Here is a 24,225-nt window from a genome sequence, read left to right on the forward strand (position 1 = left end):
GATTGCTGGATGTTCGTTGTGTGAACTTTGACCATCCGCTGTTGATGGGTGCAGCGGCAGAAGTTATGGCCGGGTGAAGTCTTTGCAGGCGGTCCAGAACCCCACATACTGCCCCTGAATGATTGCGGCCCCTGCGTTCCGGGCTGGTGCTGCCACCAGGGATCGCAGGGGCCGGTGATCGTGCGGCGGATCAGGCGGCGCGGATGTCGGCCAGGAACTGTTCGACGCGTGCGCGCAGATGCTCTGCCTGCTGTGACAGTTCCTTGGCAGCCCCAAGCACCTGGGTGGCGGATGCACCGGTCTGTGCAGCGGCTTCGGTCACCTGGGAGACATTGGCCGACACTTCCTGGGTGCCGGTCGCGGCCTGGGTGACGTTGCGGCTGATTTCGGAGGTTGAAGCCCCCTGCTGTTCCATGGCGGCGGCGATGGAGGCGCCGATCTCTGACACGGACTGGATGGTGGTACCGATGGAGCGGATGGCAGAGACGGAACTGTCGGTCGCCTGTTGCACCGACGATACCTGTGCCGCGATCTCCTCCGTCGCCTTGGCCGTCTGGTTGGCCAGGGCCTTCACTTCCGATGCGACCACGGCAAAGCCCTTGCCGGCCTCTCCGGCCCGTGCCGCCTCGATGGTGGCGTTGAGCGCAAGCAGGTTGGTCTGGCCGGCAATGTCCTGGATCAACTGCACCACGGCCCCGATCTTGCCCGCTGCCTCGGCCAGACCCGCGACGGTATTGTCGGTCTGGCGGACCTCGGTAAAGGCGCGGTCGGAGATGGTTTTGGAGCGGTTGACCTGGGTATTGATCTCGGTGATGGAGGCGGCCATTTCCTCCGCAGCGGCGGCCACCGTCTGGACATTGGCGGTCGTCTGCTCGGCGGCAGCGGCGGCGGCGGCGGCCTGCCGGTTGGTTTCCTCGGCAATGGCGCTCATGCTTTGCGCGGTGGCGTCCAGTTCGGTGGCGGCGGAGCTGACGGTGCGCAGAACCGCGGAGGATTGCTCATCGAAGGCCTTGATCAGGTCATTGACGCGGGCGGCACGGGCCTCCTTGGCGGCCTGTTCCTGTTTCTGCACCTCGGCCAGACGGTCAGCCTCGATCAAGCCATCCTTGAACACCTGCACCGCGCGGGCCATGTCGCCGATCTCATCCCCCCGGTCGCCGCCTTCAACGGCCACTGTCAGCTCATGCTTGGCCAGACGGTTCATCGTGTCGGTCATGCCGCGCACTGGCTTCACGACGCCGCTAATCAGTGACCAGCCGGCGGCCAATGCCAGTGCCGTAGCCAGGGCCAGGACCACTGCCGTGATGATCAACGACATGCGAGTGGTCGTCTGCAGATCACCAACGAGTTGGGCCGCAGCATCCTCGTTCAACTTGATCAGTTTGTTGATATCTTCCTGAAACTTGTAAAACAGCGGCGTCTGCTGATCACGCATCATTGCACTGGCTTCCTCAGACTTGTTTTGCCTGGACAGTGCATGGACAGATTTCCAGTTAGCCATATAGGCAGCCCATTTCGACATCGCGCTGTCGTAGATGTCCTTTTCATCTTTGGAGCTTATCAATTGCTCATAGTTTTTCCGGGATTGTTCGAATTCCTTCTGCGCACCTTCCATCCGCCCCTCAAGGTAATCCATTTCCTTTTCATTCAGGGCCAGTACGTGCTGGTATTGATTGACCCTGGTTCGCAGTGCGGACGTGAAGATATCCTCGATTTCCTTGATCGAAGGCAGCGCATTCGTTCCGATGACGGTGCCGTTATTTGCCACGCTATTCATACGGTTCAGGGATAGAAGGCCCAGCATCAGCGTCAGGGCCAGGACAATTCCAAAGGCCGCCATGACGCGTGTGCGAATGGAGATATTACTGAACATATTCCCTCCTAAAGGACCCGCCACTCTAAAAGAACTATACCAAATGTCATATGCCTGTATGTCGCGCTGAACAATCTATGCGTTAGGATAGTAATTAAGGTTACGAAATACCGGTGGTGCGGGAGGGGCGTCTGTTCCTGCGTCTTCCGGGCAAAGAAAAGGCCCGCCCCCATGAAGGGGCGGGCCTTGTCGGAAACAGATTTCAGGGCTTTATGATCAGGCGGCGCGGATGTCGGCCAGGAACTGTTCGACGCGTGCGCGCAGATGCTCTGCCTGCTGTGACAGTTCCTTGGCCGCCCCCAGCACCTGGGTGGCGGATGCCCCGGTCTGTGCAGCGGCTTCGGTCACCTGGCTGACATTGGCCGACACTTCCTGGGTGCCGGTTGCGGCCTGGGTGACATTGCGGCTGATCTCGGAGGTTGAAGCCCCCTGCTGTTCCATGGCGGCGGCGATGGAGGCACCAATCTCCGACACGGACTGGATGGTGGTGCCGATGGAGCGGATGGCGGAGACGGAACTGTCGGTCGCCTGCTGCACCGAATTGACCTGTGCCGCGATCTCCTCCGTTGCCTTGGCCGTCTGGTTGGCCAGGGCCTTCACTTCCGATGCGACCACGGCAAAGCCCTTGCCGGCCTCTCCGGCCCGTGCCGCCTCGATGGTGGCGTTGAGCGCCAGCAGGTTGGTCTGGCCGGCAATATCCTGGATCAGCTGCACCACGGCGCCGATCTTGCCCGCCGCCTCGGCCAGACCCGCGACGGTATGGTCAGTCTGGCGAACCTCGGTGAAGGCGCGGTCGGAAATGGTCTTGGAGCGGTTGACCTGGGTATTGATCTCGGTGATGGAGGCGGCCATTTCCTCCGCAGCGGCGGCGACCGTCTGGACATTGGCGGTCGTCTGCTCGGCAGCGGCGGCAGCGGCAGCAGCCTGCCGGTTGGTTTCCTCGGCAATGGCGCTCATGCTTTGCGCGGTGGCGTCCAGTTCGGTGGCGGCGGAACTGACGGTGCGCAGGACCGCGGAGGATTGCTCATCGAAGGCCTTGATCAGGTCATTGACGCGGGCCGCACGGGCCTCCTTGGCGGCCTGTTCCTGTTTCTGCACCTCGGCCAGACGGTCAGCCTCGATCAAGCCATCCTTGAACACCTGCACCGCGCGGGCCATGTCGCCGATCTCGTCACCCCGGTCGCCGCCTTCAACGGCCACTGTCAGCTCATGCTTGGCCAGACGGTTCATCGTGTCGGTCATGCTGCGCACCGGCTTTACAACACCGCTAATCAGTGACCAGCCGGCGGCGATGGCCAGGGCCATGGCCAGACCCAGCATCAACCCGATCAGCAGCAGGGAGGTGCTGGCATTCCGGTCCAGGTCCCCGACCAGTTCCTCTGAAGTGCGTTCGTTCAGTTGGATCAGCTTGTTGATCTCAACCTGCATCTCCTGGAACTTCGGGGTTAGCACATCGCGCATCATGTTGCCGGCTTCGACATCCTTTTCCGCTGCCGACAGGGCGCTGACCTGCGTCCAGAGCTGCATATTCTCATTCCACAGGGCGCTGACCCGGTCAAAAATCGCCCTTTCATCACTGTCGTTGATCAGCGCCGCATAGCTGGATTTTGCCGTTTCCAGATCCTTCAGCGCGCCCTCCATACGTGTTTCAAGCGTCTTCCGCTGCTCATCGTTGGTGGCCAGGATATGCTGGTACTGGTTCATGCGGGCACGGACAGCCGATGTATAAATGTCGCCGGCAAATTTCACTGAAGGTAGAGCGTTGGTGCCAATCACCATCCCATCGCTCGACATTTCATTCATCCGTACCAGCGAAAGCACGCCGAGAGCCACGGTCAGGGCGAGAATGATCCCAAACGCCGCGAGAACGCGGAGTTTGATCGACAAATTTTTAAACATTATTGCTCTCCGGATTAGCGGATTGAAAGATTTGGGGGAATGCGTTGGAAGCGTAATAAGGTTAATGAGAAAACTATTAAAATTCAATCAACGTCCCGGTATGACAAGGGGCATTGACCAATCGTTTTTGGGCGATGAAAACTATCACAAGGATATAGGACAGATTGAAACCGCCATTATCCGCCTGTCGGATAATGGCGGCGAATGCTACCGGCGGTTACTGAGTGGCCGCGCCGGGAGCGTCCGGGGGCAGGCGCACGCTGACGACCGTTCCCTGGCCCGGAACGGACGAGATATTCAAGGCGCCGCCCAGCATCTCCACGAAACGGCGGGTCAGGGGCAGGCCCAGGCCCGTTCCCTTCGGATGAGGCTTGTCGGGTTGACGCACCTGACCAAAGGGCTTCATGGCGGTGGCGATATCCTGGTTGGCGATGCCCACCCCGGTATCACGGATCACCAGGATGACAGCGCCACCATCATCCAGCCCCGCCACCTCCACCGTGACGCGGCCACCGCGCGGCGTGAACTTGATGGCGTTGGAGGCGAGGTTGATGACGATCTGGCGTACTTTTTCAGGATCGGTGCGGATGCGCAGTGGCACGTCCGGCACCTTGATATCCAGGGTGATGCCGGTACCTTCCGCCAGCTGCCGCAGCATGCGCGCGCTGTCCTGCACGGTGCGTCCGATATCGATGTCCCGGATATCCAGCGGATCGGCCCCGGCCTCTGCCCGTGCCAAATCCAGGGTGCCATCGACAATGGCCAGCATATGGGTCGCGGCCTGATGGATATCGACGGCATATTCGGGATAGCGGGGGTCCGTATGGGCCCCGTGTGCGGCATCGCGGATCAGTTCGGAAAAGCCGATGATGGCATGCAGCGGTGTCCGCAGCTCATGCGAGGCGTTGGCGATCATTTCTGTCGTGGTGCGGCTGTCGCGCGGTGCCGGTCTTTGTTCCAGCAACCGCCGCTCGGCGATCTTCAGCAACTCCATCGCCTCGGTCAGGCGCTGGTTGCGCTCCGCGGCGGCCAGTTCCGCCTTGATCAACCGGTCACGCAGCCGCAGATGGGCCAGCAGGCGGGTTTGCAGCTCCGCCAGCGTTTCTGGCCGTTCCATCACCTCCAGCACGCCCAGTTCCACGGCGGTGGTCCGTTGATGCGGCAAAACATCGTCGCCGATCATGATGATGGTCGGTTCCACCGGCAGTTCCGCCGCCCTGACATTAGCAATCAGGCCCAACGGCGTGCCCACGCCGTCCAGGTCAAGCACCAGCAGGGCAGGCCGCCGCGACCGGCATGAGGCCAGCAATTCCTCTTCCGATTTCAAAAGGCGCAGGTCGACCTGGGGCGACAGCCGTTTCAGCGCGGCTGGCGCCGGATAGCGGGATTTATCCCCGCCAACGACCAGGATCGTGGCGGGATCGTCCTTTACATGCATGTCAATGCGGGCGAAGTTTCACTGTTCCTAATATTTGGCACAGGTAGTTTCGCTTGTCGCCTGCAACCTTGCCGCCCCCACCGCATGGGCGATACGAATTGCCGGTGGGTGTTACCTCTAACGGTCAGACCAGCGGTCAGCGGCATTCTGATCGCTGTGACGCGCATCGACCCAGCGCTGGCCCGCATCACCCGTCTCTTCCAGCTTCCAGAATGGCGCCTTGGTTTTCAACCAGTCCATGATGAAGCGGCAGGCATCGAACGCCGCCTCGCGATGGGCCGATGCACAGGCGACCAGGACGATGCGTTCCCCTGGTTCCATCCGGCCATACCGATGGATGATCAGGCAGGCCGACAGGGGCCAGCGTTCCCGCGCCTCTGCCTCAATGGCTTCCAGCTGCCGTTCGGTCATGCCGGGATAATGTTCCAGCGTCAGGGCGCGGACGGTGCCCGGCCCTTCGCCGGCCTGCGGGTGCAGGTCACGGACCAGACCGGTGAAGCTGCACACACCGCCGATCCCGGTATCGCCATCGGACAAGGTCGCCAGTTCGGCCCCGATGTCGAAATCATCCCGCTGGACCCTGACCGCCATCAGCCGCCCGTCACCGGCGGGAACAGGGCCACCTCGTCCCCGGCCGCGACGGGGTGGGTGAGAGGCACATATTCCTGGTTCACGGCCACCTTGACGACATCCAGATTGGCCAACGCCTCGGCATAACCATCGCCGCGATCGCGCAGCCAGCCGATCAGGCCCGCCACATCCGTCACCCCATCGGGCACGGCAACCCGTTCTTCCGCGATGCCGATCTTGGTGCGCAACCAGGCGAAATAGAGCAGCTTCAGCATAAGATCACCCCTGTGGGTTCAGCATATGGCGCAGGCCGGCGCGCAGATAATCCCATCCGGTCAGCAGGGTCAGGGCGGCAGCCAGCCACAGGCCCACCTCCCCGATCAGGGTGACGGGCCAGCCCTCCGGCCCGTCGGCACCGACGATCAACCAGCCAATAGCCCCCATCTGGATACCCGTCTTCCATTTGGCAAGCTGGCTGACGGGAACGGAGACGCGCAGGCCGGCCAGGAATTCGCGCAGGCCCGACACCATCACCTCCCGCAGCAGGATGATGATGGCGGGAATAACGGCCAGCCCCGCGATCTTGCCCACCGCCGCTAGCATCATCAGGACAGCGGCCACCAGCAGCTTGTCGGCGATGGGGTCCAGGAACTTGCCGATCAGGCTTTCCTCCCGCCAGATGCGGGCCAGATAGCCATCGAACCAGTCGGTGATGCAGGCCGCCGCATAAAGGCCCAGCGCCGTCCAGGCGCTCCATTTCCCCGGAAAGAACAGCAGGGCCACGATCACGGGGATCACGGCGATGCGCGACAGGGTCAGGATATTGGGCAGGCTGGTCAGCATGGGTGCCAAGTCGGAATGGTGAAGGGGCCGGCGCCTGGGGAGGGCCGGTGGCGCGCATCCTATCCTTCCCCGTGGAAGTGATCATAGATGATTCTGGCGACAGCCTCGCTGATCCCCTCCACGGCCTGGAGATCGGCCAGCCCCGCGCGCGACACGGCGCGGGCGGAACCGAAATGCAGCAGCAAAGCCTTCTTGCGGCGGGGTCCGATTCCCTGGATCTCGTCAAGGGGCGAGGCGCTGATGGCCTTTTCCCGTTTGGCCCGGTGCGTACCGATGGCGAAGCGGTGCGCCTCGTCGCGCAGGCGCTGCAGGTAATAGAGGACGGGGCTTTTATGCTCCATGCCAAACGGCGGGCGGCCTGGCATGAAGAAACGTTCCCGCCCGGCATCACGGTCCGGCCCCTTGGCAATGGCGACCAGAGGCACGTCTTCGATGCCCAGTTCGGCCATCACCTCCATCACCACACCCAGCTGTCCCTCGCCACCGTCGATCAGCACCAGATCGGGCCAGGTTTCGCCGGCCCGCTCCGGGTCTTCCTTCAGGGCACGTTCGAATCGGCGGGTAAAGACCTCGCGCATCATGGCGAAATCGTCGCCGGCAGCTTCGGGCGCCTTGATGTTGAATTTGCGATAGGCGTTCTTGATGAAGCCGTCCGGCCCCGCCACGATCATGCCGCCGATGGCATGCGCGCCCTGGATGTGGCTGTTGTCATAGACCTCAATGCGCTTGGGCGGATCGGAAAGGCCGAAGGCTTCCGCCACCCCGGCCAGCAGTTTGGCCTGACTGCCCGTCTCGGCCAGACGGCGGCCATGCGCATCGCGGGCATTGGTGATGGCGTGATCGACCAACCGCTTCTTGTCACCGCGCTTGGGCGCGTGCAGTTCCACCTTCGACCCGGCGCGCACACTCAGCGCCTCCTGCAACAGCGCCTCTTCGGTCAGATCATGGCTGACCAGTATCAGCGGCGGGGCGGCCTTGTTGTCATAGAACTGGGCGATGAAGGAGGCCAGGACCTCCTCCACCTCCAGCACCTTGTCATGACTGGGGAAATAGGCGCGGTTGCCGTAATTGCGCCCACCCCGGAAGAAGAAGACCTGGATGCAGGTGCTGCCCCCTTCCTGATAGGCGGCGATGATGTCGGCATCATCCACGCCCTCGACATTGATATCCTGATGCGCCTGGATGGCGGTCAGGGCGCGGATACGGTCGCGCAGCTTGGCGGCGCGTTCAAAATCCAGCGCTTCTGCCGCCGCCTGCATATCGGTGGCCAGCGCCGTCTGAATGTCGCGGCTGCGCCCTTCCAGGAACTGTTTGGCCTCCTTGACCTGATCGGCATATTCAAACGCCGTTACCTTCTCCACACAGGGTGCCGTACAGCGTTTGATCTGGAATTGCAGGCAGGGGCGGGTGCGGCTGTTGAAGATGGTGTCAGCGCAGGTGCGCAGCTGAAACGCCCGCTGTAACGCCGTCAGCACGCGGTTCACGGCCCCGGCGGACGCGAAGGGGCCATAGTAGGACCCTGCCTCCGTCCGCGTGCCCCGATGCTTGGTTAGCTGCGGATAATCCTGCCCGCCGGTAATCAGGATATGCGGGAACGTCTTGTCGTCGCGCAGCAGCACATTATAGCGCGGCATCAGCTTCTTGATCAGATTCGATTCCAGCAGCAGGGCCTCCACCTCGGTATGGGTGGTGACGAACTCCATCTGCGTGGTCTCGGCGATCATGCGTTGCAGCCGGATCGGCAGCTTGACCGGCATCGTATAGTTGGTGACGCGCTTTTTCAGGCTGCGCGCCTTGCCGACATACAGCGCGTCCCCCTCATCATTCAGCATCCGATAGACGCCCGGCCGGTCGGGCAGGGTGCGCAGATAGCCCTTGATGATCTCCACCCCCCGGTTCAGATCGGCCACGGCGCGTTTGCGCTTGCCCGGCGCCGTCGTGGGCGCTGCGGCGTCGGCGGGGGGCAGGGGGGCGGGTGGATTGTGGTCGGCATCGTCGATCATGGTCCAGCATGTGGCGCATCCGGCCCCGCCGGTCAATCACCCGCTGAAACGCAACGCCTGCACCCCTCTGCCGCTGCCGGAGGTCATAGAGCATATCCGGAAGCGGTACCGGTAACCGGGACCGGCCACCCATCCGGTCAGCCGATGATGGGTGGGGACGGCTGGAGATGATTTCCACGAAACCTGTGGATAAGTCTATGGACAAGTACTGGGGAGGATGGTGTGAAGCCAGGGGTTCTGCGGGTTCCATCGTATTGCCCAAAAAATAGGCACGAAAAATCATTGCATTGATTTTATTGAGTTTTTTGGAAGTCAAGCAGACACCGAACTGTCATGAAGGCTATTCCGGGGCTTGACAGCGCCAAGAATCGGTTTGTAGCGCGGCCTGTTGTCTGCCTGTGCAAAAAACCTAGGACCATGAACGCAGCCGGCAGGACGCAATTCGTCCCGGCCTGGGAACCGCTCCCCCGACTATGGCGTTAAGACTTCGTTTACGGTTGGCGCCTGTCCCTATCCGGCCCCTACGTAAGACCGGTGCCCTGTCCTGCGGATCGCGTTCTTTGCGACCCGCCTTATCGTCCTGTTGCTGGGAATGTGCACCCAAATCTGCTGCCGAAGCCATTTGCCTTCACCGGTCGGGGATGGCAGCCATGTTCACACGCCAATCTATCGGACCGAAACAGGCAGATGCTTGATTTGCCAGTCATATTGTGCGCTGCAACAAAGAAGTTGACGAAAAAAGCGGCAAAGGGCATTATTACGACCGGATATGTTGCGACGCAGCAGGACGTTCCAGGCTGCGCGCCGATCCGGCGACACTGACGACAGACACATTGGGGAAAGCCATGGCCACCAAGAATCCGTTTCTGGACTTCGATCCGACGAAGTTCTTCGACATGAACCGTCTGACCGACTTCCAGAAGGCCTTCACCGAATTCAAGCTGCCCAGCCCCGATTTCGAGGGTGTGGTTGCTGCCCAGCGCCGCAATGTGGAAGCCATCGTCGCCGCCAATCAGCTGGCCGTCGAAGGCTATCAGGCTGTCGCCCGTCGTCAGGCCGAGATCATCCGCCAGTCCTTGGAAGAGACCTCGACCATCATCAGCGAGCTGATGACCCCCGGTACCCCGGAAGACAAGGTGGCCAAGCAGGCCGCCCTGGTGAAGGCTTCGTTCGAGAAGGCCTCCGCCAATCTGAAGGAACTGTCCGAGCTGGTGGCCAAGTCCAACAGCGAAGCGGCCGAAGTGCTGTCCAAGCGCGTCAAGGAAAGCATCGAAGAGCTGCAGGGCGTTCTGGCCAAGGTTACGCCCAAGAAGGGCTGATCCCAGTCAAACGTCACTGACGTCAGTTGAAGGCCGCCCCCCGTGGGCGGCCTTTTTCGTCGATGGGGAAAGGGATGACGCGGCTGTTGCCGGTGGGTGTGTGACGACCCTCCTGTCGCTGCCGCTTATCGGCATACATGGCCTGATCGGCATGGCGCAGCAGGCTGTCAATGTCCCGCCCATCCCGTGGGGCCAGGGCGGCCCCCAGGCTGATCCGCACCGGCTCGACATCATCGCCCAGCACGATGGGGCCCTCGACCATCTGGCGCAGGCGCAGGCAGGCCGTGTCCAGCCCCTCGCCATTATCCAGATTGCTGAACAGCACCACGAACTCGTCCCCGCCGATGCGGGCGGCCTCATCGCTACTGCGAAGCCCGTCACGCAGACGGTCGGCGACGGCGCACAGCATGGCATCGCCGCCACCGTGGCCATAGCGGTCATTGATCGACTTGAACTGATCCAGATCGAAGAAAGCCAGCCCGAAGCCGGGTCCGCCTCGCCCTAGCCGGGCAAGGGCGCGGCCCAGCACCGCCTCCAGATGCCGGCGGTTGGCCAGTTCTGTCAGCGGGTCGATCTGGCTGACGGCCTGCACCTGCTGGCGCACCCGCATATTAACGGACAGCATCAAGCCAAAGACCCAGCCAAGGCCGCACAGGGCGACAATTGTGAAGATCATGCTGTTGACGGCGAGATAGGGGAATTTCTCCCCCTCTTCCAGGGTCAGCGCCACGATCCAGCGCCAGCCGGCCGCCGCCGCCATCAGCAGCATGAAGGCAGCCGCCATTCCATGGACCAGCCGCTCATGCGAGGCGGTCCGCCACATCATGACCAGGGCTGTGCCCGTCAGGCACAGGACACAGATCGCATCGTGCCAGAGGTAACGGCGTGTCACGACCTCCCGGTTCAGAAGAGAGATGGCGACAGCGGTCAGCATCGCCGCCAGCACCAGCAGGCGGCGGGCGTCCGCCCGCCCGAATCCCCGGAACCGCAACGCGCCTTCCAGCATCAAGATCATAGAGGCCAGGTTGAGTGAATTGTTAAGCACCGTATAGATCGGACCTGTCATCACCTGCTGGATGACCATCACGGACAATACCCAGGCGCTGACATGCAGCGTCTGCGACAGGCTCCAGACATCCAGACCATCCACGCCTGGATTGATCCGCCAGACCAGAACCAGGGCAAACGCATTGATGACGGCAAGCGCCGCCACCACCGTTGACATGGTGAAGAAATCAAGCCCAGGCATCGCCCCGCCCGCCTGTATACAATTGCCCCGTGTTAACCATATGTCGGTGCGGCGGCCCCGCCAAGCGGCTTTCCCTATCCGTCAGGATGGGGTGGGATCCTGCAATTCCGCTGTCAGCTCCGTTGTCAGCATGGAGGACAGCAATTCCGGCGCCTGCCGTGCGCGCTTATGCTCGTACATGCTGCTGTCGGCCCGGCGCAGCAGGTCCTCTGCGACCTCCCCATGCAACGGCGCCAGCGCTGTTCCCATGCTGACCCTGATATCCACGCTGCCCTGGTCCAGCAGCAGCGACCCCTCCACAGCCTTGTGCAGACGACGCGCCACGGTTTCCAATGCTGCCGGCTGCTCCAGCCCCGGCAGCAATACGACAAACTCGTCCCCGCCGATGCGGGCCGCCAGATCCTGCGTCCGCATGTCCTGACGCAACCGGTCGGCCACCGCCATCAGGACAGCATCGCCGACGGCATGACCCCAGCGGTCATTGATCGGCTTGAACCGGTCGAGGTCGAAATAGACCAGGCCCAGCAGATCACCGGTCCGTGACCGCTGCGCCAGGGCGCGGATCAGTTCCTGTTCCAGGGCGCGGCGATTATCCAGGCCCGTCAGCGGGTCGATCAGCCCTGTCAGGATCACCTGCCGTTTCGCCTCGGCATTGATCGATAGGATCAGGCCATAGAGGGTGCCCAGGCAGCACATGGCCACGCCACCGAACAGCGCGAAATTGAACGATCGGCTGCCCATCTCCGTCCAGCCCTGAGTGATGGCCCCTGCCAGCCCCCAGCGGGCCAGGTAGATCGCGGCTTCGGCCAGCAGATAAAAGGCGGCCATGCCATGGGCCAGCCGTTGATGCGGCGCCATGCGCCACAGCATGCCCCCGGCCGCTCCGGACAGAAGCAGGGCCGCGACAGCATCATGAAACAGGTAACGCGCGATGTCGTTGCTGCGGTTCACATAAGACAGGGTGACGACAATCACCATGACCAGCAGCATCCAGGGCAGACGTAGCCGCCCCTGGCCGATGCCCCGGAACCGCAATGTTCCTTCCAGCAGCAACAGCATGCCACCCAGGTTCATGCTGTTATTATAAACGGTGAAGAAGGGGTCGTTCAGGACACCCATATTCACAAACAGGCTGGGCAGCCAGCCCAACATGAAGGCCGATTGCGATGCCACCCAGAAGCGAAGGCCCGGCATTCCGGCATGAATGCGCCATACGATGATGATGGCGATGCTGTTGATCAGGGCGACAGCCCCGATCAGCGTGGACAGAGTGAAGAATTGCTGTGTCGTCATGCCCACCGCCAGCATCTTCGGCCGGTCATCCGGTCGATATCAGTATAGGCATGCAACCAACGATGTCATGGACAAATCAGCGTCGATGCAAACAAAAGGCCCCGCCAATATGACGGGGCCTTTGCTTTCTGATCACTAACCTAAACTGCCCGGATCAGCCGCGCGACTGTTGCGGTGGGGGCAGATTGGTGCGATAGGAGGGGAAGGGGATCGGGCGCAACTCTTCCTTGCGGCTGGCTGAAATCTCGATCTCCATGCGGGCAATGACCTTGCGCAGCTCATGCAACGCATCGGTCAGGCCCTGTACGCCGCCACCGGTCTGGCCCTTCCAGGCCTTATAGGCCTCGGCGCAGGCCTTGGCTGCTGCATCCATACGCTCATCAGCGGGCGTGGTCGGCGTTTCCGCCGCTTCCAGCCGGGCCGGATTGCGCTGCTGCTGGCGATAGGGATAGACGACGTCCATCGGCCCTTCGCTGGGGGCCATGTCGACAGGCGCGCGTTCCACCCGGCCCTCGCCGCCCTGCGGACGGTCGAAGTCACGCGGGGGACGGGCTTCCAGCCGGTCGCGGCCCAGACGCTCGCCACCAAACCGCTCACGCTGGGGGCCGGGCTGGCCCCCCTGCGGGAAGCGGGGCACATGGCCCTGGCGGCGGTCGCCATTCTGGTTGCGGTCCTGACCACGGTCGCCGCGATCCTGCAAACGGTCACCACGATCCTGGCGCGGCTCGCCCCGGAACTCACCCCGGTCAGGACGGCCCTCACGGGCTTCCTGCGGGAAACGCTCACCGCGTTCGGGACGATCAATACGCTCACCCCGCTCGGGGCGGCCTTCACGAGCATCACGTGGCGGACGGTTGTCACGCCCCTCAAACCGGCGGGGGCCTGCTTCGCCCGCACGCCCACTATCGTGATGGAACGGCGATTCACGATTCGGCTCAACCGTCGCCTCGGCAGCAACCGATGCCTCGACGGGGGCGGCGACCGGTGCCGGTGTCGCCTCAACCACCGGGGCGGGTGCCGCGGCCTGCGTCACCTCTTCGGCGATGACCGGTGCGACGGCCCGGGGTGCGCGGCGTGCACGGGGGGCCGGCTCCGCCGCGACAGGGGCAGCGATCTCTGCTACCGGCGCGGGGGCGGCGGCCACCGGTTGTGCGGGAGCCGGTGCTGCTTCCACCGTTCCCTCTTCGCCATCGCCGGTCAGGCCAGAGGCCTCCGCCTTGCGGACGATGTAGGAAATGGCGCTGGGCGTGCAGTCGAATTCACGCGCGATTGCGGACAGGGTTGCCCCTGCCTTGTAGCGCTCAAGAATTCGGGGCCAAGCGGATTGCGGAATTCTGCCCCGACGCTTCGGGGAGTCCGCATCACCTTCATTTTCGGCGTTCAAGATATCACTCGGTTGCCAGAGAGGCTCTTGCGTCATGCAGCGGGTTCACAGTCTGGGACAGACCCGCCGCACGTAAAAGGCTTTTGCAGGGGCCAGGGAGGGCCACGGCATGCCGATCGCAAGGGGACTGCCAGGATTTGTGAACCAAGATATGGGGGAATTGTCAGAGAATTGAAAGAGAAACTGCGACCCTGCTGCAAAAAATCGCGGCATGGGGCCCATGCCGTCATGGCTGGCGGCCGGGACCGGATCGGATTGGTAATGAAATCACAGGGCGGCAGGGCCGGCCCCACTTGCGGGGTGTTGCGGCTTGGGGCACAGTCGCGCCCATCCAAACCCGTTACAGCCGGACCCTATCCGCATGTCCTTCTTCCGTCAGGCCGTCCGCGCCATCGGCGCTTCCGCCCTTGCTACCCTGATTGCGGCGTCGCCCGTGCTGGCCGCAGCACCCGCGTCCAAGGGGCCTTGCTATACGGTGCCGGAATTTGCCGCCGAACAGGGCATCCGTCTGCATACCGAACTGATGGTCATCGGTCTGACTTGCCAGTACCTGGATGCGCCGGGGCAGATCAGCCTGTTCAACCAGTACAAGCAGTTCACCTTGAAGCACCAGTCACGCATCCAGGACTGGGAAAAGACCCTGGTCGGCTATTTCAAGCGGACGACCAAGGGCAATGCGACCCGCGGCTTTGACAGTTTCCGCACGCGTCTGGCCAATGAAACCTCACAGCGCGCCATCGCCCTGACCACCCCGGTCTTCTGTGGCACCCATGCGCCACTGGTCGCGCAGGCCATGGCGGCCAGCCTGGCCGAGATTGAAGGCGGCCTGTCGCCGGACGCGGCGGGTGTGCGCATGGCCAATGCCCCGCGCTGTGACAAGCCGGCCCCCACCGTGCTGATGGCCGATGCTGCGGCTGCGGCCAATGCCGCCCCGCCGCGCGCTCCGTCCGCCGGCGTCTCCGGTGCCGCCGCCGGCGCCAAGCCGAAGGTCAAGTCGAAGGCGGAGTAATGCCAACGGTCATAATTTATGACCGTTGGCACGGCGGCGACTGCCGCCGCGCCGCACATGCGGCGTAGCCAAGCCAGCGGATGCTGACGCCGGCGATTGAGGGGCATGAAAGATTGACCATCGGTCAAGATTTCATGCCGCTGGAATAAGGGCGAAAGCCGGGGTCTGGTTCAGCTGCGGTTGAACAGCCAGACCCCATCCTCCCGGCGCTGCCGCACCAGACGGCCCTGGCGTTCCAGGTGGTTGAGATGGGCCAGGGCTTCGCCGGCGGCAAAGCTCATCTGGTGGGTGTCGAGCGCACGGTTGAACATCAACCGCGTGATCTCCGCGATGGTGCGCGGCCCCTCACCACAGAAGCCGACCGCCTCATTCAATCGCTCTGCATGATGGTGGGTCAATTCATCGATGCGTCCCAGCAGGCTGCTGAACGGGCTGCCATGGGAGGGCAGGACCAGCGTGTCGGCGCGCAGGGTCCGCAGCCGCGCCAATCCGCCCAGAAATTCCGCCAGCGGATCGGCAAAGGGTTCGGCGGGCCAGACGCTGACATTCGGGCTGATGCGCGGCAGCACCATGTCACCCGCGATCAGCACCCCATCCTCGGCACTATAGAGGCAGGCATGTTCGGGTGAATGCCCGCCAGACGTGATAATTGTCCATTCGCGATCTCCGATGCGCAACGTGATGCCATCTGCCAGCCGGTCGAAGGTGGCGGGCACCATGGGGACGCCGCGCGCATAGGCATTGCCGCGCACTGTCAGGGCCGCCAGCATCTCGTCATCTAGCCCCATGGCGCCATAGAAACGGCGGCCCGCCTCCGCGATCTCATCGGAGCTATCCAGGCTTAGCATGCGGGCCAGCAGCCATTCCGTCCGGGTCATGCGCAACGGCGCATCGAACCGCCGGCACAGCCAGTCGGCAAGGCCAATATGGTCGGGATGGAAATGGGTGACGATCACCTGCCGTACCGGCCATCCCCGCATGAACTCGGCGGCCACCTGTTCCCAGATGCCCCGCGTCAGGCTACTGGCCACGCCCGTGTCAATCAGGGTCCAGGCCGGGCTGCCATCGGGCATCCGGTCTTCCAGAAGCCAGACATTGATGTGGTTCAACTGAAACGGCAGGGGCAGACGCAGCCCGTGGAGTCCGGTTGCCACCTGGGTGATCTGCAGGGCCTGCGGCTGCGGCGTGGTCGGGGCCGGGTTGGTCACGGGGTGGCGGACCTTTCTTCAAAAGAATGATGTCGCGTCATGCTGCAATCAAAAGACATAGGACATGTCGCCGATCTTTGCCATGCCGCACCGCATTGTCACCTCATGCGTGGTGGAAACCGTCATCTTTACCGATGTATTGGCGTGGCGGGACATCAAGGCCGGAGTCTGTACCCATGCATGCGCAAACGGGCACAATTGTTGAGATTGAAGAAGAACCGCTTGGACTTCTGGTGCTTACGGAGGAGGAGTTCGTGTTTCATGCCGTCCATCCAGCCGTGCAGCGGCTGCATGGCAAGCGCTTTGCCGACGGCATATCCGCAAGGCGGGAAGCCGTAAAAGCCTTTCGCAGCGCGGCGTAGAACAAACGCAAATTCTGGTTCACCATTGTTTAGCCTTATGGGCTAGTATGTTTGTCCAGCAAGTTGCCACCTTGAGTCGGGCGCACAATTTCTGTAAGTCTGGTGTGACCGGGCTGCGCTGGCTTTTGCCTTGCTGCCCCGTGAGACAACAGATCGCCACCGGGATCCTCGCCTTATCAACCGGGTTCCGTCCGTCAAGGTGATCGCCCAAGGGCCCATAAGGAGAATGAAAGATGAAACTGCACCATTTGCTGATGGGAACTGCACTGGCTCTCGTCCTGCCCGTGGCCGCCACGGCGCAGACCCTGCCGGAAGGGCCGTATATCGGGTCCCAGATCGGCGTGAGCTGGCTGCAGGATCTTGATCTGAAGACCGCCACCGCCACCAACAAGGTGAATAACAAGGAGACCATCGCCGCCGTGTTCGAAACCGGCTATCAGTTTGGCGATGGCCTGCGCCTTGGCGTTGAAGGCGGTTATTCCATTCATCAGGTCGACACCATCAAGGGTGGCCCCGTGGGCAACCCGATCGGTGACACCACCACCTTCACCCTGATGGGTGTGGTGCAGAAGGAATTCGACGTCGGCTCGCCGTTCCGTCCCTATGTCAGCGCCGGTCTGGGCTGGGGCTGGGTTGACACGGACAATGTCGGTCCGGTGTTCTCCAACGGCTACTATTCCAACGCCGCGCAGGACAATTTCGCCTATCAGTTGGGCGTGGGCGTTGCCTATGCGCTGACCCCCGATCTGGACCTGACCTTCGGCTATCGCTACCAGGGTATCGATGATCTGAAGTTCAAGAGCGAGAACCCGCGCTACAAGAGCAACTACAACTCCCACTCCGTGCTGATCGGCGTTCGCACCGTGTTCGGTTCAGCCCCGGCGCAGCCGGTGCAGGCCACGACCGTGGTTGCTCCCCCGCCGCCCCCGCCGGCCCCCGCGCCGGCCCCGGCTCCGGCTGCCGCCCCGACCATCACCCGCAACTTCACGGTCTTCTTCGACTGGGATCGTTCGGTGCTGTCGGCTGATGCGCAGCAGGTCCTGCAGAACGTCGCCCGCGACGCCAAGGCTGGTAAGATCGTGCAGATCAATGTGGCTGGCCATGCCGACACGTCCGGTCCGACCGACTATAACCAGAAGCTGTCGCAGCGCCGCGCCGAGGCTGTGCGGGAGTATCTGGTGAGCCAGGGTCTGCCGGCCAATCAGGTTTCCGTGGAAGCCAAGGGTGAGGCGGATCTGCTGGTTCCGACCGCCGATGGCGTTCGTGAGCCGTCGAACCGCCGCGCCGTGATCGTGTTCCCCTGATCATCTGATCGGATGACACCTGCCGGCCCTTCGGGGTCGGCAGACGGTACGAAAAAGGGCCGCTATTCGCAGCGGCCCTTTTTTATTTGGATTATATTGATTTTTACGAGAATTTGTTTTTGTTTTCACGTGTCAGGCCATTGGCGCGATGCCATGTTCCATGGCCCAGATGGCGGCCTGGGTGCGGTTGCCGGCGTTGATCTTCCGCATGGCATTCTTGAAATGCATCTTCACGGTGCTTTCCGTGATCGACAGGCGCCGGGCAATGGCCTTGTTGGAATGGCCGCTGATGACACAGGCCAGAATCTGGGTTTCGCGGGGTGATAGGTCGGCGCTGCTTGCCGTGTCGCCAGCGGTTTCGGTCTGGGGGGCTGTCGATGTCTGGGCCTGCCCCATTCCCTGCGTGGCCGTTGACGGATAGACAGCCTGCCCCATCAGGATCAGGCGTACGGCCCGCAGCACGGCGTTGAACGATGCCCCCTTTGAGACATGGCCGTGTGCGCCGGCCGACAGGCTGCGGTTCAGGGCCGGCGGCGCCAGATCAGCGGACAAGACCAGCAGTCGCGTATCCGGCGCCAGGGCGCGTAGCCGCGTCAGCGGGTCGCCATCATCGTTACGGTCCAGGCCCGAGGGGTCAGTGATGATCAAGGCGGGCTTGGTCCCGTTGGTCAGGACCTGTTCGGCGGCGGTTAGCGAGGGCAGGGGGGACTCCACCGCCATGCCTTCTTCTTCCAGCAAGGCGGCCAATGCCGCGCTGAACAGCTGATCATGGTCAATCAGCATCACCGATCCAGATGTCATGCCCCCATACCCCCTGTGATCCAGCCAATTCCCATCGCCGCTGAACCAGGCGCATGTCGCATCCGACGGGAATTTTTCCCATGATTCCAAGCCTTTTGGGCCTGTCGCTGAAAGTTTGGTTAAAATACAATCGATAGATCGAGATGCGAAGTAACTGCCAAGGATAAAAGCTTCGAATTTCGATCTAATTTCATAACAGCTTGGTTCCTGAGAATAATATAAACAGATTCTCATGGAATTGAACAGAAGGAGGTTGCGAGAAGACTTAATCCGTATGAATATGTACGAGAGGTTAACACCGGGCTGGATGCCCCTTTGCTGGAGGTCGGGATGACCATCGCCGTGCGCCGGGGCGGCAGCCCGTTACGTGTTGTGACCACGGACTCCTACGCCCGCCCTAGCGGGGTTGATGGCGTTTCCGGTGTGCGCCGCCGCTGTTTCCTGATCATCGATCCGCAGGCCCTGGTCCGTCATGGGCTGGCGCTGACGCTGGCCTCCCTGCATGACGGGGCGCAGACATGGCAGGCCGGTACGCCGGCGGAGGCGCTAGGCCTGTTGTCGCAAGCCACCAACGTTCCCGATGTGGTGCTGATGGATGCCGATGGGCTGGGCACCGAACGGATGACCGCCATCGCCGATTTCCTGGCCAAGGTGCAGGGTGTCCCGGCTATCATCATGTCGTCTGCGTTCACCCCGGCGGAAACCCGTACGCTGCTGACGGCGGGTGCCGTCGCCTGCCTGCTGAAAAGCGATCCCAGCGCTGTTCTGGCCGAAGCGGTGGCCCTGGCCCTGACGCGCGAAGGCTATGTCCAGATGCCCTATGGCATGCTGACCACCGCCGTCGCCGTGCCCGCGGCGGAGGATCGGGCGGACTTCGCCTCGGTTTCCCGCCTGACCAACCGTCAGCGCGATATTTTCCGCTTGCTGCTGTCCGGCTGTTCCAACAAGGAAATCGCCCGTCAGTTGGGCGTGCTGGAAGGCACCGTAAAGGTCCATGTCCGCGCCATGATGCAGAAGCTGGGCGCGCGTAACCGCACCCAGATCGCCATTCTGGCCGCCCGCACTGGCTTCCGCGCTGAATGCGCCTGATACGGTTTTTGGGTTGAGAAAATAAAAAGGCCCGGTGGTTGATACCACTGGGCCTTTTTATTGGCAGATACTACTGCCTTCACATGCCGGCGACCGTCATCCCATCGATCCGGATGGTGGGCGCGTCGATGCCATAGCGCAGGCGCAGATCGCTGGCCGGCACGATGCGCCGGAACATATCCTTCAGATTGCCGGCAATGGTGATCTCGCTGACGGGATAGGCGATCTGGCCATTCTCGATCCAGAAGCCGGCGGCCCCACGCGAATAATCGCCGGTGACCCCGTTCACGCCCTGGCCCATCAGCTCCGTGACATACAGCCCATCCTGGATATCGGCCATCAGTTCGGTGGGCGACAGGGGGCCGGGGGCCAGATAGACATTGGTGGGGCTGGGCGATGGCGGGCCGCTGGTGCCGCGCGTGGCATGGCCCGTGGGCGTCAGGCCCAACTGGCGCGACGACCGCAGGTCCAGGATCCAGGTGGTCAGCACCCCATCCTCGATCAGGTGGCGGCGATGGTTGGGCAGACCTTCTGCATCGAATGGCTTTGACCGCAGGCCGCGCCGCACATGCGGGTCCTCCACCACCTGGATGCCGGGGGCAAATACCGACTGGCCCAGCTTGTCCTTCAGGAAGCTGGTGCCGCGCGCGATGGCGGCACCGGAAATGGCCCCGCAGAGGTTGCCCAGGAACCCGCCCGACAGGCGCGGATCGAAGATCACGGGCACCGTCTGGCTTTTCACCTTGCGGGGGTTCAGCTTGGCCACAGCCTTGCGGCCGGCGCGCGCGCCAATCTCCGCGGGGCTTTCCAGGTCGCTGCCATAGACCGTGGAGTGATAGGCATAGTCGCGTTCCATGCCGGTGCCTTCGCCGGCCAGGACAGAGACGGACAGCGACCGGCGCGACACGCCGTAACCGCCGGCAAAGCCATTGCTGGCCACCAGGGTCACGGCGCTGCGGCTCCAGCTGGCATCCGCACCGTCGGAATTGGTGACGCCGGCGACCGCGCGGGCCGCATCCTCCGTGGCCTTGGCGGCGTCGATCAGGGCATCGGCGCTGGGCTCATCCGGGTCGTTCAGGTCCAGGTCGATCCAGGAATGGGTGATCTGGCCCGGCTCTGCGATACCGCAGAACGAATCCTCCGGCACGGCGCGGGCCATGGCCACGGCCCGCTCCGCCAGTTCGGCGATCATGCGCGGGCCACGGTCGGTGGAAGAGACCACGGCCATCCGCCGCCCCACAAAGACGCGCAGGCCCAGATCGCCCGCTTCCGACCGTTCCAGCCCTTCCGGCTTGCCCAGGCGCGTGGACAGCGACAGCGACGCCCCATCGACCAGCAGCGCATCGGCGGCATCAGCCCCGGCGCGGCGGGCGCGCTGGATCAGGTCGTCCAACAGGTTAGCGGCGTCTTGGTCGAAGGACGGTTTGGTCATCACTTGATCCTGTCAACTGCCCGGCAAGGGCCTGTGTGCAGACATCTAGCACCCGTACCCCGGCCCGCAAAGGCCCAAAGCGGTCCCGCGACAGCCCGTACCTGTGCCCTTCGTGCAACAGAGGACAGGCGTTACCGATGCGAAACCTGTCCGTGACAATATTAAACGTTTGCATGTTAAAGAGTCGCTTATATAGTCAGCTCATCGGGTATCGGGGCGATGCCCAGGATCAACATCCAGCCTTTAAGGGAGGCCGTAATGCGTGAAGCGACGAATTTTAAGCAGCGTGCCGCCATGGTCCTGCAAGCCCTGGTCCTGGCCGGTCTGTTCGTGGTGGCGGCCATGTCCGCCGGGGAACAGGCCCATGCCGGCGATGGGCCGACCGTGGCCCATAATCAGGTGAGCATGGCGAAGGGCTGACCCGTTTTCGGGGAAGGGTGACGGGCGGGGATGGCTGGTGCTAATGTGTGGCCAGCTTTTCAAACCGTACCCGGAACCTTTTCCCCATGCCCACCTTTGATATCGTCTCCAAGACCGACATCGCCGAAGTGAACAATGCCGTGCAGGGTGTGCTGCGCGAATTGCAGACGCGTTTCGACTTCAAAGGCTCCAAATCCACGATGGAGCTGAAGGAGAAGGAGAACGAAATCCACATCCATACCGAGGACAGCACCAAGCTGGCGCAGCTGACGGAAATGCTGAAAGGCTATTTCGTGCGGCGCAAGCTGGACCCCGGTTGCCTGGATTGGGGCAAGGAAGAAAACGCCGCCGGCGGCACCCTGCGTCAGACCGTGAAGGTTAAGCAGGGTATCGACCAGACCCTGGCCAAGCAGATCAACAAGGCCATCAAGGACAGCAAGATGAAGGTCCAGGCCTCCATCCAGGGTGATGAGCTGCGCGTACAGGGCAAGAAGATCGATGACCTGCAGGCATGCATTGCCCTGGTCAAGGGGCTGAAGATTGAACAGCCGCTGCAATATATCAATTTCCGCGACTGATCGGTGCGATGCGGGGGATCACTTCCCCCGCATGTCCCGTTCCAGCTTCTCATAGGCGGCGTTCAGCGCCGCCGTTTTTTCATGCGCCAGATCGATGAATTCCTGGGGCATGCCCTTGGCGATCAACGCGTCGGGGTGGTTTTCGCGCATCAGCTTGCGATAGGCAGCCTTGATCGTGTCGAAATCTGCGTCCTTGGGCACGCCCAGGATGGCATGGGGATCATCCTCGGGTGCGTTCGCCCCCTCGATCCTTGTGCCATGCTGGCGCCAGACCTGTTCGAACTCGTCGGGCGGAAAGCCGAAAATCTCCGCCACGCGGCGCAGAAAGGCCAGTTCGGCCAGATGCACGATATCGTCGGCCACCGCGATGTGGAACAGGCCGGCCAGCAACTCTTCCAGCACTTCCGGCCTGTCCTGGAACATCTGCGCCAGCTGTTTGGCGTAGGTCTCGAACCCGGCGCTGTCGCGCTTGGCCGCGTCGAACAGGCGGCCGACATTGCGCAGCTCATGGTCGGGCACATGGAAGATGCGTTTGAACGCCTCGATTTCCACCCGGTGGACCACGCCATCGGCCTTGGCCATCTTCGCTGACAGCACGATGACGCCGACGGTGAAGGCGATGGTCTGCGTCTGGTCGGGGCGGCCCTGATCATCGCTGCCGCGCGGGGTCTGTTCGGCACCCCGGAATTCATCCACGGCGTGACCGGCCAGGGCGCCCAGCAGGCCGCCCAACGGCCCCCCCATCGCGAAACCTGCCGCCCCGCCGATGACCTTGCCCCAGATGCTCATGATATCCGCCTGTCGCCGATGTCTGTCCGCAGGATAGCGGCGGTGGGAAAGGATGCAACGATGTTGGTGCAGCCATCGCCGGTGCTGCGTTTCCGGCATGGCTGCCCAAATCTTCACAGCCGCGCATTCACCCCTTATATTGCGCTGCACAAGAACAATCCGCCACCTCAGACGGCTGGTGGGCACAGATCCTGGGGGAGGGGACGCGGAAGGGGCGCATTGTCCGTTTGTCCCGAGGTTTGTTCCGTCATGACCGTGTTCCGCCCCCTGCTGCCCGCCGAGGCTGCCCGTTACACCGCCCATCTGCTGCGCCTGTCCGCATCCGACCGCCGCGCCCGTTTCATGGGCGGTCTTTGTGATGATGCTGTGCGCGCGCATGTGGGCCGGATTGACTGGAGCCAGTCCATCATTCTGGCGGCCATCGTCGGTGGCGAGGTTCGGGGCGCTGTGGAGCTGCGTCTGGCGGGTGCCCGCGCCGAGTTGGCGATCACCATTGAAACGGACTGGCAGAACCAGGGTCTGGGCGGCATGCTGGTCCGCCGTGCCTTCACCATGGCCCGCAACCGGTCTGTCCGGGGGATTGAGCTTTACTGCCTGGGCGATAATCACCGCATGCTGCGCATCGCGGGCCGTCTCGCGGCCCTGGTCAGCTTTGATGGCGGGGAGGTGCATTGCGACTTCCAACTGGCACCCGCCGACGCCTTCTCCCTGGGGCTGGAGGCGATGGATCGGGGCGGGTCGGCGCTGACCATGATGCTGGAACCGGCGGGATTGCCGCGCGCCGCTTGACCCCGTGCGTTTCACGCTTCGCGAAACAGATTTCGCGAAGCACGCCGGCGGTTGCACGAAGCCGCTGTTTACCGGTCCTGGCTGTTTGGGGGATGGGATGTCCATCCACATCAGCCACGGGACCTTCATAGATGCGCCGCGTCTTGCTTTCCGCTTTCGCCCTTTCCTTTCTCGCCGCCGCCATGGCCCCGGCGTCGATGGCCGCCGATGTCACGGTGATTGTCTCCGACGCCGAACCCAATGGCCGTGGCGTGTTCGTGCAGCTCTGCACGCAGGAGGAATTCCTGAAACGCTGCACCCTGCGCGACAAGGCGGCGGCGAAAGACGACAAGGTCACGTTTGTCTTTAAGGACGTGCCGCCGGGCGCCTATGCCGCCACCGCCTTTCAGGACGTGAACGACAATGCCAAGCTGGACCGGGGCATGTTCGGCGCGCCCAGCGAACCCTGGGCCGTCAGCCGGGATGCCAAGGGCCGCATGGGGCCGCCCGTCTTTGAGGATGCCAAGGTGGAGGTCACTGACAAGCCCCTGACCCTGGAAATGGACCTGGATTGAGCTTGTCGTCAGGACAAGT

Annotated in this window: 23 protein-coding genes; 9 read left to right on the forward strand and 14 right to left on the reverse strand. The window is 62.7% G+C overall.

Going from position 1 to position 24,225, the window contains the following annotated elements; translation table 11 throughout:
• Positions 1–190: 190 nt before the first annotated feature.
• From C0V82_RS02160 to uvrC, 7 genes are all read right to left on the reverse strand, one after another.
• A complete protein-coding gene (locus C0V82_RS02160; RefSeq protein WP_102110929.1) occupies positions 191–1,873 on the reverse strand; it encodes a methyl-accepting chemotaxis protein in 1,683 nt (560 codons plus the stop codon).
• Positions 1,874–2,089: 216 nt separating this feature from the next.
• Positions 2,090–3,772 (reverse strand): methyl-accepting chemotaxis protein, encoded by a 1,683-nt coding sequence (locus C0V82_RS02165; protein ID WP_102110930.1) that lies wholly within the window; start codon positions 3,770–3,772, stop codon positions 2,090–2,092.
• A 217-nt stretch (positions 3,773–3,989) separates the two neighbouring features.
• Positions 3,990–5,210, reverse strand: coding sequence for a sensor histidine kinase (locus C0V82_RS02170; protein WP_102110931.1), 1,221 nt, complete (start codon positions 5,208–5,210; stop codon positions 3,990–3,992).
• 117 nt (positions 5,211–5,327) lie between these two features.
• Positions 5,328–5,801, reverse strand: a complete 474-nt coding sequence (locus C0V82_RS02175; protein ID WP_102110932.1) for a molybdenum cofactor biosynthesis protein MoaE — start codon at positions 5,799–5,801, stop codon at positions 5,328–5,330.
• On the reverse strand, positions 5,801–6,052 hold the full coding sequence (gene moaD, locus C0V82_RS02180; RefSeq protein WP_102113172.1) for a molybdopterin converting factor subunit 1: 252 nt from the start codon (positions 6,050–6,052) through the stop codon (positions 5,801–5,803). Before moaD ends, C0V82_RS02175 begins: the two co-directional genes overlap by 1 nt.
• A 7-nt stretch (positions 6,053–6,059) precedes the next feature.
• On the reverse strand, positions 6,060–6,623 hold the full coding sequence (gene pgsA / locus C0V82_RS02185; protein WP_102110933.1) for a CDP-diacylglycerol--glycerol-3-phosphate 3-phosphatidyltransferase: 564 nt from the start codon (positions 6,621–6,623) through the stop codon (positions 6,060–6,062).
• A 59-nt stretch (positions 6,624–6,682) separates the two neighbouring features.
• Positions 6,683–8,626 (reverse strand): excinuclease ABC subunit UvrC, encoded by a 1,944-nt coding sequence (uvrC, locus tag C0V82_RS02190; RefSeq protein ID WP_102110934.1) that lies wholly within the window; start codon positions 8,624–8,626, stop codon positions 6,683–6,685.
• 845 nt (positions 8,627–9,471) lie between these two features.
• Between uvrC and C0V82_RS02195 the strand changes: the two genes are divergently transcribed.
• Positions 9,472–9,945, forward strand: coding sequence for a phasin family protein (locus tag C0V82_RS02195; protein WP_102110935.1), 474 nt, complete (start codon positions 9,472–9,474; stop codon positions 9,943–9,945).
• Positions 9,946–9,967: 22 nt separating this feature from the next.
• Here C0V82_RS02195 and C0V82_RS02200 read toward each other — a convergent pair whose 3' ends face one another.
• The 3 genes from C0V82_RS02200 to C0V82_RS02210 all read right to left on the reverse strand — a co-directional run bounded on the left by C0V82_RS02200 (position 9,968) and on the right by C0V82_RS02210 (position 13,871).
• A complete protein-coding gene (locus C0V82_RS02200; protein ID WP_102110936.1) occupies positions 9,968–11,194 on the reverse strand; it encodes a GGDEF domain-containing protein in 1,227 nt (408 codons plus the stop codon).
• 81 nt (positions 11,195–11,275) lie between these two features.
• Positions 11,276–12,487 carry a GGDEF domain-containing protein gene (locus C0V82_RS02205; RefSeq protein WP_158659675.1) on the reverse strand — a complete coding sequence of 404 codons (1,212 nt, stop codon included), beginning with the start codon at positions 12,485–12,487 and terminating at the stop codon, positions 11,276–11,278.
• 154 nt (positions 12,488–12,641) lie between these two features.
• The gene (locus C0V82_RS02210; protein WP_102110938.1) at positions 12,642–13,871 is read right to left on the reverse strand and encodes a hypothetical protein; all 1,230 of its coding nucleotides are present in this window, start codon (positions 13,869–13,871) and stop codon (positions 12,642–12,644) included.
• 361 nt (positions 13,872–14,232) lie between these two features.
• Between C0V82_RS02210 and C0V82_RS02215 the strand changes: the two genes are divergently transcribed.
• Entirely contained in the window at positions 14,233–14,880 is a 648-nt protein-coding gene (locus C0V82_RS02215; protein ID WP_102110939.1) for a hypothetical protein, read from the forward strand.
• Between the two features lie 170 nt (positions 14,881–15,050).
• Here C0V82_RS02215 and C0V82_RS02220 read toward each other — a convergent pair whose 3' ends face one another.
• Positions 15,051–16,088 carry an MBL fold metallo-hydrolase gene (locus tag C0V82_RS02220; protein ID WP_245924126.1) on the reverse strand — a complete coding sequence of 346 codons (1,038 nt, stop codon included), beginning with the start codon at positions 16,086–16,088 and terminating at the stop codon, positions 15,051–15,053.
• Between the two features lie 176 nt (positions 16,089–16,264).
• On the opposite strand from C0V82_RS02220, the gene C0V82_RS26680 reads away from it, so the two are divergent.
• Entirely contained in the window at positions 16,265–16,450 is a 186-nt protein-coding gene (locus C0V82_RS26680; protein WP_158659676.1) for a hypothetical protein, read from the forward strand.
• Positions 16,451–16,683: 233 nt separating this feature from the next.
• A complete protein-coding gene (locus C0V82_RS02225; RefSeq protein ID WP_102110940.1) occupies positions 16,684–17,754 on the forward strand; it encodes an OmpA family protein in 1,071 nt (356 codons plus the stop codon).
• Positions 17,755–17,886: 132 nt separating this feature from the next.
• Here the strand turns inward: C0V82_RS02225 and C0V82_RS02230 are convergent, their stop codons facing one another.
• Positions 17,887–18,537 (reverse strand): LuxR C-terminal-related transcriptional regulator, encoded by a 651-nt coding sequence (locus C0V82_RS02230; RefSeq protein WP_158659677.1) that lies wholly within the window; start codon positions 18,535–18,537, stop codon positions 17,887–17,889.
• Between the two features lie 348 nt (positions 18,538–18,885).
• Between C0V82_RS02230 and C0V82_RS02235 the strand changes: the two genes are divergently transcribed.
• Positions 18,886–19,644: a response regulator transcription factor gene (locus C0V82_RS02235; protein ID WP_158659678.1), complete on the forward strand. Its 759-nt coding sequence runs from the start codon at positions 18,886–18,888 to the stop codon at positions 19,642–19,644.
• Between the two features lie 79 nt (positions 19,645–19,723).
• Here the strand turns inward: C0V82_RS02235 and C0V82_RS02240 are convergent, their stop codons facing one another.
• Positions 19,724–21,076 (reverse strand): TldD/PmbA family protein, encoded by a 1,353-nt coding sequence (locus C0V82_RS02240; RefSeq protein ID WP_102110943.1) that lies wholly within the window; start codon positions 21,074–21,076, stop codon positions 19,724–19,726.
• A 258-nt stretch (positions 21,077–21,334) separates the two neighbouring features.
• Between C0V82_RS02240 and C0V82_RS26685 the strand changes: the two genes are divergently transcribed.
• A complete protein-coding gene (locus C0V82_RS26685; RefSeq protein ID WP_158659679.1) occupies positions 21,335–21,496 on the forward strand; it encodes a hypothetical protein in 162 nt (53 codons plus the stop codon).
• Between the two features lie 86 nt (positions 21,497–21,582).
• The gene (locus C0V82_RS02245) at positions 21,583–22,074 is read left to right on the forward strand and encodes a YajQ family cyclic di-GMP-binding protein (RefSeq protein WP_054166042.1); all 492 of its coding nucleotides are present in this window, start codon (positions 21,583–21,585) and stop codon (positions 22,072–22,074) included.
• Positions 22,075–22,092: 18 nt separating this feature from the next.
• On the opposite strand, the gene C0V82_RS02250 is transcribed toward C0V82_RS02245, so the two are convergent.
• Positions 22,093–22,863, reverse strand: a complete 771-nt coding sequence (locus C0V82_RS02250; RefSeq protein WP_102110944.1) for a molecular chaperone DjiA — start codon at positions 22,861–22,863, stop codon at positions 22,093–22,095.
• A 249-nt stretch (positions 22,864–23,112) separates the two neighbouring features.
• On the opposite strand from C0V82_RS02250, the gene C0V82_RS02255 reads away from it, so the two are divergent.
• Both C0V82_RS02255 and C0V82_RS02260 read left to right on the forward strand, forming a co-directional pair.
• Positions 23,113–23,652: a GNAT family N-acetyltransferase gene (locus C0V82_RS02255; RefSeq protein ID WP_102110945.1), complete on the forward strand. Its 540-nt coding sequence runs from the start codon at positions 23,113–23,115 to the stop codon at positions 23,650–23,652.
• A 131-nt stretch (positions 23,653–23,783) separates the two neighbouring features.
• On the forward strand, positions 23,784–24,206 hold the full coding sequence (locus tag C0V82_RS02260; protein WP_102110946.1) for a DUF2141 domain-containing protein: 423 nt from the start codon (positions 23,784–23,786) through the stop codon (positions 24,204–24,206).
• The last annotated feature ends 19 nt before the right edge of the window (positions 24,207–24,225 follow it).

Source organism: Niveispirillum cyanobacteriorum, assembly GCF_002868735.1.
Taxonomy (GTDB): Bacteria; Pseudomonadota; Alphaproteobacteria; order Azospirillales; family Azospirillaceae; genus Niveispirillum; species Niveispirillum cyanobacteriorum.